This window comes from Flavobacteriales bacterium, assembly GCA_019694795.1.
Lineage (GTDB): Bacteria > Bacteroidota > Bacteroidia > Flavobacteriales_D > UBA2798 > UBA2798.
Window position 1 is genome coordinate 1 of record JAIBBF010000004.1, and the last position, 14,789, is coordinate 14,789.

At 38.8% G+C, this 14,789-nt stretch carries 9 protein-coding genes; 4 read left to right on the forward strand and 5 right to left on the reverse strand.

Annotated elements, in window-relative coordinates; translation table 11 throughout:
• Positions 1 to 291: 291 nt before the first annotated feature.
• From K1X56_02640 to K1X56_02650, 3 genes are all read right to left on the reverse strand, one after another.
• Positions 292 to 1,983 carry a sodium:solute symporter gene (locus K1X56_02640; GenBank protein ID MBX7093592.1) on the reverse strand — a complete coding sequence of 564 codons (1,692 nt, stop codon included), beginning with the start codon at positions 1,981 to 1,983 and terminating at the stop codon, positions 292 to 294.
• A gap of 102 nt (positions 1,984 to 2,085) precedes the next feature.
• Complete coding sequence (locus K1X56_02645; GenBank protein ID MBX7093593.1) at positions 2,086 to 4,611, reverse strand: PIG-L family deacetylase; 2,526 nt, start codon at positions 4,609 to 4,611, stop codon at positions 2,086 to 2,088.
• 63 nt (positions 4,612 to 4,674) lie between these two features.
• Positions 4,675 to 5,643: an SDR family oxidoreductase gene (locus tag K1X56_02650; GenBank protein ID MBX7093594.1), complete on the reverse strand. Its 969-nt coding sequence runs from the start codon at positions 5,641 to 5,643 to the stop codon at positions 4,675 to 4,677.
• 112 nt (positions 5,644 to 5,755) lie between these two features.
• Here K1X56_02650 and K1X56_02655 point away from each other — a divergent pair, with 112 nt between their 5' ends.
• Genes K1X56_02655 through K1X56_02670 form a run of 4 tightly spaced genes read left to right on the forward strand, consistent with a single transcriptional unit; the run spans position 5,756 to position 11,471 of the window.
• On the forward strand, positions 5,756 to 7,186 hold the full coding sequence (locus K1X56_02655; protein ID MBX7093595.1) for an MFS transporter: 1,431 nt from the start codon (positions 5,756 to 5,758) through the stop codon (positions 7,184 to 7,186).
• Between the two features lie 58 nt (positions 7,187 to 7,244).
• Entirely contained in the window at positions 7,245 to 8,204 is a 960-nt protein-coding gene (locus K1X56_02660; GenBank protein MBX7093596.1) for an ROK family protein, read from the forward strand.
• A complete protein-coding gene (locus tag K1X56_02665; protein ID MBX7093597.1) occupies positions 8,201 to 10,480 on the forward strand; it encodes a family 20 glycosylhydrolase in 2,280 nt (759 codons plus the stop codon). Before K1X56_02660 ends, K1X56_02665 begins: the two co-directional genes overlap by 4 nt.
• A 7-nt stretch (positions 10,481 to 10,487) precedes the next feature.
• Positions 10,488 to 11,471 (forward strand): N(4)-(beta-N-acetylglucosaminyl)-L-asparaginase, encoded by a 984-nt coding sequence (locus K1X56_02670; GenBank protein ID MBX7093598.1) that lies wholly within the window; start codon positions 10,488 to 10,490, stop codon positions 11,469 to 11,471.
• On the opposite strand, the gene K1X56_02675 is transcribed toward K1X56_02670, so the two are convergent.
• Both K1X56_02675 and K1X56_02680 read right to left on the reverse strand, forming a co-directional pair.
• Entirely contained in the window at positions 11,472 to 13,961 is a 2,490-nt protein-coding gene (locus tag K1X56_02675) for a hypothetical protein (protein MBX7093599.1), read from the reverse strand.
• An 80-nt stretch (positions 13,962 to 14,041) separates the two neighbouring features.
• Complete coding sequence (locus K1X56_02680; protein ID MBX7093600.1) at positions 14,042 to 14,779, reverse strand: copper homeostasis protein CutC; 738 nt, start codon at positions 14,777 to 14,779, stop codon at positions 14,042 to 14,044.
• Positions 14,780 to 14,789 lie beyond the last annotated feature (10 nt).

Below are 14,789 nucleotides of genomic sequence, written 5' to 3' on the forward strand. Positions count from 1 at the left end.
GAGTAATTGTCATCATTATAAAACATTATTTCATTTCCGTGTGCTCTGTTGTACAGGTGATAATAATGGTTTTCAAGGATAGGATGTAGTGGTTTTGCAGGCATGGCTTTTAGGGGTAAAGTGCTTTGGGTTGGTTTGATTGGATTTAGTTTCGTTTAGGGTTTGTAGTTTGTAGCGCCAAGCCTCCGAGGCCGTCAGGCCTCGGAGGCTTGGGCGCGGTTGGCCTTGGCCGTAAAGCTATTCAAACAAAAGTTTAAACCCTTGTTTTACAATACAATAAAATCGCTGAAATTAAGATTCGGCCTTTTTACTGAGGACCGTAAATCCCTGAAGAATGATTGAAATGAAAATGACAGAGGCGCATCCAATCAGATTCATCCATAAAAAGGCAATGTTGGAATTGGTGAAAAGTGCAATCACTACAGCTTCACCCAATAATGCTGCCCAGAATACAGAATTGCCATTGACAAATTTAAAAAAGAAGGCTACGAGAAAAACTCCTAAAACAGTACCATAAAAAAGAGAACCTAAAATATTTACGGCCTCAATTAAACTTCCCATTTGATTGGCAAACATGGAGACTGCAATAGCCAGTACGCCCCAAATAACAGTGGTCCATCTCGAAATTGAAATCCAGTTTTTAGTTTCGCCGGAGGTTTGATTCGCTTTTAAAAAATCGACCACTGTGGTTGACGCCAATGCATTTAATTCCGAAGCAGTAGAACTCCATGAAGCCGAAAAAATAACCGCAATTAATAATCCGATTAAACCAATAGGTAAATAATTAATGACAAAATTTAGAAATATGTAATTGGTATCGTTTTTATCAGCAGCAGGATCTACAGTTGAAATTATCTCAATGGATTCTTTTCTTAATTCCATCATTTCTGCCTCGGTGGCTAAAATGCCTGATTTTAAGTGCTCAATTTCGGATGGAGCAGTTGATGGTGCAACTAAACGTTGAACATCTTCCGATTTATTTTTATTCAGTTCGTTATACTTCGTTTCCAATTCAGAAAACTGCGATGCATATTCCGATTGCATTACTGTTTTTACTGCAGAGGGATTAAAGAAAATGGGACGATGATGAAATTGGTAGAAAGTAAAAAGTAAAACGCCAATCAGTAAAATGAAAAATTGCATTGGAATTTTTACCATTCCATTTAATAGTAAACCAATCCTGGAAGAGCGAATGCTTTTACCTGACAAATACCGTCCAACCTGCGATTGATCGGTTCCGAAATAGGAGAGTGCAAGGAAAAACCCACCGATTACACCGCTCCATAAGTTGTATTTGTCATTTAAATTAAAGTCAGTGGTAATGATGTTCATTTTCCCAAGTGTACCTGAAATTTTTAATGCATCAGAAAAAGAAATATCATCAGGCAGCATGCTTACAATCATGTATCCGGCGATGAACATTCCAATGATAATCATGGCCATTTGTTGTAATTGTGTATAAGAAACAGCTTTGCTTCCTCCGAATACTGTGTACATAATGACAAGTCCACCCATGAATACATTGGTGAGATAAATGTTCCAACCTAATAATGCAGATAATATTACCGATGGAGCATAAATGGTAATTCCGGCTGCAAGTCCCCGTTGAACAAGAAAAATAAAAGCGGTAAGAATTCTGGTTTTTTTATCGAACCGCGATTCCAGGTATTCATATGCGGTGTACACTTTTAATTTATGAAAGATGGGAAGAAACGTTGTTGCCACTACAATCATGGCCAATGGCATCCCAAAATAATACTGTACAAAACGCATTCCGTCGGTGTAGGCCTGACCGGGTGCTGAAAGGAAAGTAATGGCACTCGCTTGTGTAGCCATCAGCGAAAACATCACGTGATACCAGGGGAGCGACTGGTCTCCCAATAAATACGAATCGATGTTTTTCTGACCTCTGCTTTTATATACACCGAACAAGATAATCGTCATTAGTGTAGAGCAGAGAACAATCCAATCTAAACTACTCATGAAAATAATTTAGTGATGTAATAATAAATACCGATTTGTATCAATAGCCAAATGAAAACGGTGGCGTAAAACCATGACCAGTTTTTAAATACAGGTGGCTTTTCATTTTCCATTTTTTACCTGATTGATAGGTTGTGCTTCTACATTTTCATTTTTGGAAATCAAATTCACAAATAATTTGATGGCTCCGGGTACACCGGCGGGAATTTCCCTGAAGAAAGATATTCCTGTGTAGATGTATTTTCCTTTTCCATATTGACAATACAAAATGGAGTTTGGATTTGCATCACTACCTGAATCTTTCATTTTTAAAGGTGTGCTGTAATTATTGTCAACCTCAGTGGGGAAATATAATCCTCTCTCCTGTATCCATCCATCAAAATCGGAATTCGTGATTAAGTTGGGGTATTTTAATAAAGGATGGTCTTTAAATAAAAATTCAACGGGACTATCTTCTTCCGTGATTCGTTCGCGGGATAATTTAAAAGGGTAAGGACCTAATTCGGTTGTCACCAATGGTGAACTGGTATTGTATTGTACTAATAGAATACCACCCTGATTAACATATTCAAACAGTACTTTATTAGCATACCGCAGATTTTTCACGGTGTTAAAAGCTCTAACTCCGGTTATAACAGCGTCGAACTTTTTATAATCGGTAGTTAGTAAATTATCTTCTTTTAAAAGGGTGACGTGATAACCAAGTTGATTTAGAACTTCTGGGATTTTATCACCTGCGCCATCGATATAGGCAATGTTTTGTGTATTTCTTTTTACATCAACAACCGAAATTCCTGCACCAGATGAACTGAACCAAACTTGTTCAGGAATATGATCATATTTTATCTGGTGAAATGAAAGATCGAACAGTTTACCTTCTACTTCAGCAACGAGCTTTAAGGTACTTGTGTTGATGTTTCCCAAATTCTGGGGTAGAATTTCGAACTCAATTATTTTGGTTTCTCCGGCCAAATCAAAATGCACACGCTTGTCTTTTTCTGTTACCTGAATTCCAACAGGAGTTTCCAGCGAGATGGTGGCGTCCAGATTGTTTTTAAAACTACGGGCACTGATTTTAATTTTTCGGCTTTGTCCTTGTAAAAAGACATAATTTTCTTCTTCAAAATTAATGGCTACCGGTGGAGCAATGAACAACGGACGGTACGTTTCTCCAAAGGAAGGATCAATGATTTTATGTTGAATGTTCTTCACAAAATCAATTTCCGATTGCTGAAATTTAAAACGAATCAGGTATTCAATTTCATGGTGCCATTCAGGTAAAAACTGTAAAGGGGTGCCGGAGTAAATTGTGTTTCGTGCAGATTCACTGTTTCGGTACCGGTGAGCATATGGATTGCTGATGGAGATGTTATTGACAGGCAATTTAATGTCGATCGACTTCCATTTGTTTTTTTCCAGGATGATGGGTTGACTCCAGTTTCCAAATGGAGTTTGTAATTCAGTTAATGAAACCGGGAACTCAGAACGGTTGATGCATTGAATTCGAATGCCAATACTATCACCATTGACAGCATAAGCCTGTGTGCTTAACACATCAAAAAACAATCCGGAGCATTCTGAAATAATTTTATCGACTTGCCTCATTTTATAGGCAATCAAATTTCGGTTAGCTAAATCGGATGTGCTGTAAACTTTATGCATTTCTGCACGAAGCTTTAACAAATCCGGAATGATTAAGGATGGCTGATAATCGTTGAATTTTTTTTCAATGGATTTTATTTTGGAAACGAATTTAGCGGTCACTTTATTTTTGCTCCAGTCTGTAATCACTCCATCCATTAAATCGTTTGTAGGGGCGTCTCCTTTAATGGTTTTAAAATATTCGAATTGTTCGCCTCTTCTGCGCTCGGTACCGAAGGCCTGACTTCTATGCTGCGACCGCGCTTCGGAGGCCGTTTCTCCATAACTTTTCCCTGTGAGTGGATCATATCCTCCTACATCAATTTTTAATTGGTCCTCCGAAGTCGTGTTTGTACTTCCGAAATTGAATGTGTTCCATAGAATGCGTTTAGCTTTCCAGGGTTGAACTACGAGTAGCTGATCTTTAAATTGGTTAGGGTCTGCAGCGAGTTCAAATGCTTCTTCTGCTAAAATAGCACTAGCAGTGTGGTGACCATGTCCTCCTTCACCTGTGGTAGGAAAGCGGCAAATGATGATGTCGGGTCTAAAATACCTGATAACGAAAACTACATCGGCAAGAATATTTTCTTTTCCCCATTTGCGAAAAGTCTCTTCCGGATTTTTCGAATAGCCGAAGTCAAATGCACGCGTAAAAAATTGTTCAGCACCATCGGTCCTGCGAGCAGCAAGTAATTCCTGCGTTCGTATAATTCCCAGTTCCTCTCCTTGTTCATTACCAATTAAATTTTGTCCACCATCACCCCGGGTGAGTGACAAATACCCTACACGGTATTTTTTTTCATTGGTGAGATAGGAAATTAAGCGTGTATTTTCATCGTCCGGATGTGCAGCGATGTACAATACAGATGCCGTTGTTTTCAATCCTGAAATCTGACTGCGTATAACAGATGCAGGTGTAAATTCAGGTTGTGCACATGCGATTACCGAAAAAACGGCCAATAAGAGGGTAAAAGAAATCTTCTTCATGGTATTGGATTCGTTCAAAAATAACGATTCCAATCCATTATTGTTTAAACAATATTCAACTGTTTATTCAAAGCGATGCTCTTTTTTAAACAAGTCTTCTTTAGAGAGGGACTTAAAATATTCATAAGTGACCTTTAAGCCTTCTGCCCGGTTCACTTTCGGCTCCCATCCGAGAATGGATTTTGCTTTGGTAATATCCGGTTTGCGTTGTTTTGGATCGTCTTTCGGAAGAGGAAGCGAAATCAATTTTTGATTAGCACCCGTTAATTTTAAAATTTCTTCTCCGAATTCGCGAATGGTAATTTCATCCGGATTTCCGATGTTCATGGGTTGAACATAATCACTCATCAATAATCTGTAAATCCCTTCCACCAAATCATCCACATAACAGAATGAACGTGTTTGCGAACCATCTCCAAACATCGTTAAATCTTCTCCGCGAAGTGCTTGTCCGATGAATGCAGGCAACACGCGTCCGTCGTTCAATCGCATGCGTGGTCCATAGGTATTAAAAATACGGATAATTCGAGTTTCCACTCCGTGATAGGTGTGGTAAGCCATCGTCATTGCTTCCATAAAGCGTTTGGCTTCATCATAAACACCACGTGGACCAACAGGATTCACATTTCCCCAGTATTCTTCGGTTTGCGGATGCACTAAAGGATCTCCATAAACTTCGGAGGTAGAAGCAACCAGTATTCTGGCTTTTTTTGCTTTGGCAAGTCCCAATAAATTATGTGTTCCCAATGAAGAAACCTTTAGCGTTTGAATTGGGATTTTTAAATAATCGATCGGAGAAGCAGGAGAAGCAAAGTGGAGAATGTAATCCAGTTCACCCGGAACATGAACAAATTTTGATACATCATGATGATAAAATTCGAAATGCTCAAGTTTGAATAGATGTTCAATGTTTCTTAAATCACCCGTGATGAGGTTATCCATACCAATCACATGGTATCCCTCTTTAATAAATCTGTCACACAAGTGTGATCCCAAAAAGCCCGCAGCTCCGGTAATAAGTACGCGTTTCATAAATCCTGAATTGGTGTAAAAATAAGCAGAATATAGTTTGATACGCTTAATTTTAAGAAAAATGCCCGGATGTCGGTTTTGTGTGTATTTTAAGGGCAGAAATAGCTTGTATATGTCGAGATCTCTCCTTACGCTGATTACGGTGTTTTTTTTCTGGGGCTTTGTTGCGGCCTCGAATGATATTTTAATTCCGGTGTTCAAAGAACATTTGAATCTCGAACAATGGCAGGCGCAATTGATTTCGTTTGCATTTTATATTGCATATACAGTTGGTTCGCTGATTTATTATCTGATTTCTGCTTCCCGAGGCAGGGATATTTTAAATGAAATCGGATATAAAAATGGAATTGCATTAGGTTTGGTCATATCTGCAGTTGGCACATTGCTCTTTGTTCCGGCAGCAAACAATGGAAGTTTTGCGTTAATGATTTCGGGTTTATTTATTGTTGGACTCGGATTCTCTCTACAACAAACTGCTGCCAATCCTCTTGCCATTAATATGGGTGATCCGGCAAAAGGATCACAGCGATTAAGTCTTGCCGGTGGAATTAATAATGTGGGCACTACCATCGGACCCGTATTGGTAAGTCTGGCTATTTTTGGTTCTGTTTCTTCCGAAAATACAACTGCCAGTATGGAAAGCATTAAAATTCCTTATCTCATTCTTGGTGCAGCTTTTATTCTCGTGGCGCTATTGTTTAAATTTTCTTCCATTCCGGATCAACTTGAAAATGATAAATCCGGCATTGAAGAGGCCAGTGTAATTGATAGCGATTCATCAGCATCACGGTCCGTGTTTTCTTATCCACAATTAAGGATGGGGATGATTGCAATTTTCTTGTACGTGGGTGTAGAAGTTTCTACTGCCGGAAATTTGTCGGATTATTTGAAACAGGAATTCGGAATGAAAACCAGTGAAGTGGCGCCGTTTATTTCATTGTTCTGGGCCAGTTTAATGATTGGGAGATGGACATCAGCTGCAGGGGCATTTGCAGGTGGAAAAGTGAAAATGATTTTAGGGTTTATTCTTCCATATCTGGCTTTCGGATTATTTCTTTTTGTCAATTTCATTGTGAACCACGATATCCGCCCCTTTTATTATTACGCATTCATTATTGCAGTTGTCATTATTGCAGATTTGTTAAGTCGCGAAAAACCTGCGCTTCAACTGCTGATTTTTTCATTACTCGGAATTGCAGCCTTAATGGTTGGCATGTTTAGTACGGGAATGATAAGTATTTACGCTTTCATTAGTGTAGGATTGTTTTGCAGCACCTTATGGCCTTGCATTTTTACGTTGGCAATTGCAGGTCTTGGTAAAAAAACAAATCAAGGTTCCGGACTGCTCATTATGATGATTATGGGTGGCGGATTAATTTCACTGCTACAAGGATATTTATCGGCCGATCATTTATTGGGAATCCGGTTTAGTTATTGGGTTGGAGTGATTTGTTTTGCTTATCTGGCATTTTATGCCCTCCGTGTGAATAACGTTTTACGCTCGCAGGGAATAACTTACAACAAAGGCCAGGAATCTCATTAATCATTTCTTGCACACCACGTGATTTCTGGTTACTTTCAGAGCAATTCTAAATCGATACATGAACAAGCTTGCCGCAGGTGTTGATATTGGAGGAACCAATACCGTTTTTGGTCTCGTCAATAAACAAGGAGAAATCGTTGAACGATCTTCCTTGCCTACTACTGATTTTCCTATGCCGGAGGATTTGGTTAGTCAAGTAGTTGAGGGCTTAAAAAAGTTGCTCGCTGCATTTCCAAATCACGAATTGTGCTGTGTTGGAATTGGTGCTCCTAATGGGAATTTTTTTACGGGTAATGTCGAGTTCGCTCCAAATCTCAATTGGTTTGGCGTAGTTCCGCTTGCTCAAATGTTTACGGATGCACTCGCTGTTCCTGCTTATGTTACCAATGATGCTAATGCAGCCGCAATGGGAGAAATGTTTTTTGGCGGTGCAAAGGGAATGAAAGATTTTCTTTTTATCACTCTGGGTACCGGACTGGGAAGTGGTATAGTAGTGAACGGACAAATGGTTTATGGTCACGATGGCTTTGCGGGTGAACTAGGTCATGTTATTGTAGAAAAAAACGGAAGAAAATGCGGTTGTGGTCGTTATGGTTGTTTAGAAACCTATTGTTCCGCTACCGGCATATTAAAAACGTACATCGAATTAAAGGTCTCCGGTTTAAATTCCAAAGAAGAGGCTTTTGCACTGGGTGATGAAAAAATTAATGCGCGGTTAATTTATGAACGTGCCTTAAAGGGAGAAAAAGAAGCCATTAAAGCATTTAGAAAAACAGGAAAAACACTGGGACTTGCCTTGGCCAACAGTGTGGTGTACACTTCACCTCAGGCCATATTTTTATTTGGCGGATTAGCGCAAGCCGGTGATTTAATTTTTGAACCGACAAGAGAAAGTTTCGAAGAAAATTTATTGAATATTTATAAAGGAAAAATCCAATTATTGCCAAGCAGACTGCCCGAAAACGACGCTGCTTTATTAGGTGCCGCATCTCTGGCATGGAAAAATATGCAACAATGAAAAATCTTATTCAGCGATTCTTTTTTTTAGTTATCACATTCTTCACCCTGAATACCATTCAGGCCCGGGAATTAAAAATTATTCCACTGCCTAATTCAGTCGAATTCGGAGAAGGGGATTGTGTCTTATCTCCATCACTCACCGTGAAGGGAAATGATGCCGCAATGCTTGATCTGTTTGCACAATGGATGAAAAAATTCGGTGGAGTTGTAATCAACACACAAATCAATCCTCAAGTAAGCACAGGAGGAAAAGAATTGTATTTAAAGCTGGATCCGCAATGGAATGATTCATCTTATCAAATCAGTGTTAAACCTGATTTTATTTTGCTACGCTCGGGAAAAGGTGGCATGGTTTCCGGAGTTTCTACCTTAACACAATTATTGCTTGGTTCTTTTTCGGGGACTTCCGTTCGGGTTCCCATTTGTGAGATTAAGGATCAACCCCGGTTCCAATGGCGTGGAATGCATTTGGATGTTGGCCGTCATTTTTTTCCGGTTAGTTTTATTAAAAAGTATCTGGATATAATGGCATTCTATAAAATGAATGTTTTCCATTGGCATTTAACCGAAGATCAGGGATGGAGAATTCAGATTAAAAAATATCCTGCCTTAACTGAAGTTGGAGCCTGGCGTAGTGGTTCTATGGTTGGACATTACAATGATCAGAAGTTTGATAATGAAAAATATGGTGGATTTTATACGCAGGAAGAAATTAAGGAGGTGGTTAAATATGCAACGGAGCGAAACATTACAGTAGTTCCGGAAATTGAAATGCCCGGTCATTCACTCGCAGCTTTAGCAGCATATCCCAATCTTTCTTGCACAGGAGGTCCCTTTAAAGTGGCTAAATCCTGGGGAGTTTTTGAAGATGTGTATTGCGCCAAAGAAGAAACCTTTTTATTTCTCGAAGATGTCCTTACAGAAGTAGTCGCCCTTTTTCCCGGACAATACATTCACATTGGTGGAGATGAATGTCCGAAAGAACGTTGGAAGAAATGTGAGAACTGCCAGAAAGTAATCCGCGATAATAATTTAAAGGATGAACATGAATTACAAAGCTATTTTATCCAGCGAATCGAAAAGTTTTTGAACGCAAAAGGAAAAAAAATAATTGGCTGGGATGAGATTTTAGAAGGCGGACTTGCACCTAATGCTGCCGTAATGAGCTGGAGAGGAACTGAAGGTGGAATTGCAGCGGCAAAACAAAAACACGCGGTGGTAATGACACCGGGTTCGCATTGTTATTTCGATCACTACCAGGGATCGCCCGCAAGCGAACCTGTAGCTATTGGAGGATATACTACATTACAAAAAGTATATGCTTACGAACCGGTTCCCGCCGAATTAAAGGAAGGTGAGAAACAATTTATTTTGGGTGCCCAGGGGAATGTCTGGACAGAATACATGAACGATGAACAACATGTTGAATACATGGTCTTGCCCCGAATGCTGGCACTTGCCGAAGTCCTTTGGCTGAATCCCGCTAAAAAGAATGAAAGTGATTTTATTCAACGATTACAACAACAATTATTCTTATTAAATAAAGCTTCTTATCATTATTCAGAGGCAGTATTTAAGGTTGAATTTAAAACGAGTGCCAATAATGGTGGATTAAAAATTGAATTATCCGGACTCTCCGGTCTCGGTAAAATTCATTATGTAATGAATCCATCACACGGTGGACAAAAATCGCTAATGGACCAGAAAGATTATTCTGCACCCATAGAAGTGAAATCGAATAGTACAATTACAGCTTGGTTGGAATTGAATGGTCAGACTAAACCAAAAACTACGCAACGAATTTGGTTTAGTAAAGCATCCGGTAAAACCGTTACGTTTAGAAAAAATCCTTCCGAACATTATTCAGGCAATGGAGGATTTACATTAGTAGATGGAATAAAAGGAGATCGTCCGAGAGTGAATTCACAATGGTTAGCATGGAGTGGGGAAGATATGGTTGCAACGATTGACCTGGGAGTTGTTGATTCAGTTAAAAATGTTCAATTGGGGTTTTTAGAGGATAAGAATAATTGGATATGGGCACCTAAATCCGTTGAAGTTTTAGTTTCAACCGATGGTAGAAATTTTAAAAGTGTATTACGAAGAGAAGTGAAAGGTAAAGATGTTGCCGCGCCTGAAATAATGATGGTTTTTAAACCTGTTAAGGCACGTTTCGTACAAGTAGTAGCAACTAATCCCGGTCTTATTCCAGTTGGAAATCCGGGAGCAGGAAAAAACAGTTGGATATTTTTCGATGAAATTTTAGTGAATTGATTCGACCATGGAAAGAAGGAAATTTATTAAAGGCGCATCTGCAGTTGTTGCCGCGGGTATTACCGGTGGACTAGACCTCCATTCTTCTGAAATGGATGTAATTGAAAAAAAGAAAGCATTGAATAAACCCATTGTTCTTTCTACCTGGAAATTCGGAATTCAGGCGAATGAAGAAGCCTGGAAAATTTTAAGCAAAGGAGGGAAATCCATCGATGCGGTAGAGAAGGGAGTAATGCTGATTGAAAGTGATCCAAATGAACGTTCTGTTGGATATGGAGGTCGACCGGATCGTGATGGTCACGTTACCCTGGATGCTTGTATTATGGATGAGAATTCAGGAATAGGAAGCGTGATTTGTCTCGAGCATATTAAAAATCCAATTTCTGTTGCACGAATGGTGATGGAAAAAACACCTCATGTTATTTTAGCTGGAGAAGGAGCTTTACAGTTTGCATTAAGTCAGGGATTCAAAAAAGAAAATTTACTTACACCCGAATCAGAAGCTGAATGGAAAAATTGGCTGAAGACATCGAAATATGAGCCGATTGTCAATATTGAAAATCATGATACCATTGGCATGATTGCTTTGGATGAACATGGGAATTTATCCGGTGCTTGTACTACTTCAGGAATGGCTTTTAAAATGCATGGCCGGGTGGGAGATTCTCCCATCATTGGAGCAGGATTATTTGTAGATAATGAAGTTGGAGCAGCAACAGCAACCGGACACGGAGAAGAGGTGGTGCGCATTGCAGGTTGTCATTTGATAGTAGAATTAATGCGGCAGGGATTATCTCCTGAGAAAGCATGTAAAACAGCAGTAGAACGCGTTTATAAAAAACAAAAACACCGTATCAAAGAAATTCAGGTTGGATTTATTGCCATTAATAAATCGGGTGAATTTGGTTCCTACTGCGTACAGGGAGGATTTAATTATGCGGTGTACGACAAAAACGGGAATCGACTGATTGATGCTGCAAGTATAGTTTGATTACTTCATTAAATAATCATTCAGGCATTGGTAGCTGAAATCCGGGACATTACTTTCATTTTTTATTTCGTCCCAATAGATTTCTGTTTCAATTCCAGGAAGCAGAAACATAAAATTTTCCGATTTGCTGTTTGAACCAGAACGGAAAAATCCGTCGACCAATACATTGCTTTTTACCAAATAAACAATGCTCCCTTTTTTGGTTTTCTTCTTCTCAATATGGAGATCAGGTTTTTTAAACTTAAAATCGCCAGGCTTGCAGAAATAATTGAGGTCTGAGAAAATTCTTTTTTCGTTGCTGTATATCTCAGTAATGAAAACGGTATTGAGCTTGTCTTGTTCTGAAAGTTGATAATTGCCTTTAAATATTATTTTGTTTTTTCCCAATGCCGGAGTTTCATTTTCATTGATTAAAACCGTATCGGACCGCAGCCATCCTTTTTCCTGATGATATAATGCGCATACAACTTTTAATGGTTGCTTACTGCTGGTGTGGTGGGATAAGGATACATAAATGGAATCCGGTTTAATTTCCGGGATTGCAACGATGTTCTGAGTCCAGTTTTTTGTGGTGTACCAAGCCGGTTTAGCTTTTATGGTTGGATATTCCAACAGACTCCAGCTGCAAACCGGTGCAGCATCATTCAATTGCCACATTAAAGCTCCGCCACATTTTTCAGGATGATTTCGGTAGGATATCCAGGCTTTTTTAGCAGCGTAACTTTGTGTGTATTGCGAAAAATAAATCCACTCATTTAAATCAGTTGGAGTTTTTAAAACCGATTCAATATATTTTTCCAACAATGAAATTCCTTTATAGGAAATAAGGGTTGGCTTTAATTGTTCTTTAACAGAATTTTCTTCCTGAAGAATGAGCTTAAGATTTTCAATGGAAGGAAAAGAGGGTAGTCCAAATTCGCTGACAAATCGTGGGATAAAATTCGCATAATCGGATATGGGTTTTTCACCATGCCAAACAGCCCAATAGTGATTATTTCCGGAGTTGGATTCCTCCGCTTTACCCCAGTTGGAAATGGGACTACTGCTGATATAGGGTGTTGAAGGATCTTTTTGCTTTAGTATTCCAGGAATTATCTGATGGAATAATAAATCGTATTCCTTTAGTAATTCTTGTTCCTGTTCATTTGTATAGTGATATTTCTCTTTCCAACCCCAGTTTTTGGAGGCAATTTCAATTTCATTATTTCCGCACCAAAGAGCCAGACAAGTATGATTTGAAATGCGGTCGATTTGCTGATGGAGTTCTGTTTTTATGGAAGGAATGATGGTACTGTCTAAGGGATAAAAAGTTCCTGCAAACATAAAATCCTCCCACAATAAAATGCCTTGTGCGTCTAAAAATTCAAGGAAATCATTGTTGGGGTAATGACCACCACCCCAAATGCGGACCATATTAATTTCTGAATTTTCCAGGTATTCCATCCATTGATGTACGTCCGAAACCGATTGGTCGGGTGAGCCAACGAGATTAACCCCCTTACAAAACACAGGTTCTCCATTTACATTGAAATAAAAAGATTGTCCAATACGATCTTTTTCCTGTATGAGGGATATCGTTTTAAAGGCTTTTTCCATTGATATGGAAATCGTTTCATCGCTGTTTGGATTTTGAATGATGATCTCGAAATAATAGAAACAATTTCCGGAACCGGTAGTACTGGAATACTGAGTTGTTCCTTTAGGATACCACAAAACAGGATTCTTAATTTCGAACGGAAAATGAAGTTGGTTAATTCCATTTTTTAAATGAATAATAGTATCCCCTCCTTCATCCGGCATTAGATAATCGCTCAAATTGAAAACCAAATTCTGGTCCAGGTAACTTTCAATTTCTAAATGGAATTGTCCTTTTATTAAGGTGGACTCAATAGATTCAGTGGTTAATTTGTATGTATTAACTTTATATGAATCATAAAAATCAATTCTCGGTAAGCTTGTAAATCCAATTTGCGGAAATGGAGGGGTAAAATCCCAACCGAAATTTTGTTGAGGGTATCTTATAAATGGCGCATATTTTTCAGAGGAAGCTTGATTGTCGGCAGGATACGTGACCTTTTTTGTTTTACTTTTGCTAATAGCATTTGGTGTAAAGGGAACGTATAAAAAACTGAGTTTGTTTTTCCCGGAACGCAGCATTTTTTTAATATCAAAGGAATAGCTGACAAATGTGTTTTCTGTTTGTCCTAATTTTTTTCCATTTAATGATACGCTGCAAAATCCGCTATTGTCGGTGATGATTAATTGCGGGTGTTGTTTGGATAATACGTTTTTGGGAAGTTCGAATTCACAATACAATTCCCAGGAATTGTTCGTGATTAACCGATAAAACTCATTGGAAAAAATACTTTGTTTGTTGGATGCAGATTGCAGGGCCTGGTAAATTTCTTTAACCAACTGATCCGGTTTCGAAATGACAATAGTTGATTTAAGTGCCTTCGATTTTAAATGCCATTTGGAAATAAGTTCCATGCTATTGCCATGAACAGATACAGAGGCATGGACGTTAAAAGTCTGAACAAGCAATGCAAGAAATAGTATGAAGTATTTTTTCATGCCTGAAGTAGATGAATCATTTTTCGGATTTCGGAGGGACTGGATTCAACGAGAACAAATTCATCTTGTTCCTGCGTTTTTCCCATGGAGATATCCGGATTTTTGTATTTCATTTTGGAATAACTGCTGGATGATGCTGAACTGTGAAATTCGTGAATTCCCGTTTGCATAAGCCATTGAATGTTTTCAGAATGAACTCCACTTCCAGCCATTATACTTATTCTTCCGTCTGATTGTTGATGAAGTTTTTTAATGATTTCTCTTCCTTCAAAAGCCGTGTTTTTACCTCCGGAACTTAATACTCTTTTAATTCCAATGGAAATAAGTTCCTCCAATGCAACAAATAAATCTGAACTCATGTCGAACGCCCGGTGAACCGTTACATCCATGGTTCCTGCAACATGGATCAATTCACGCATTCGATCCAGATCAAAATGACCTTGTTCATTCAAAATGCCAAATACCACACCTTTTACTCCTTCTTCGCGACAAATCTCTATGTCGTTTTTCATAACCTGAAATTCCGATTCTGAATAAAGAAAATCTCCGCCCCGGGGACGAATAATTGGATATACTTCAATTTTTTCATGAAGTGCAGAACGGAGGAGTCCCAACGAGGGTGTAGTTCCGCCTTCTTTGCGTCCACTGCATAATTCCACCCTGTGCGCACCTGATTCCGCCGCAATCTTCACTGACTCCAGTGAATAGCAACATATTTCCAATATCTTATTCATTGCTCTAAAA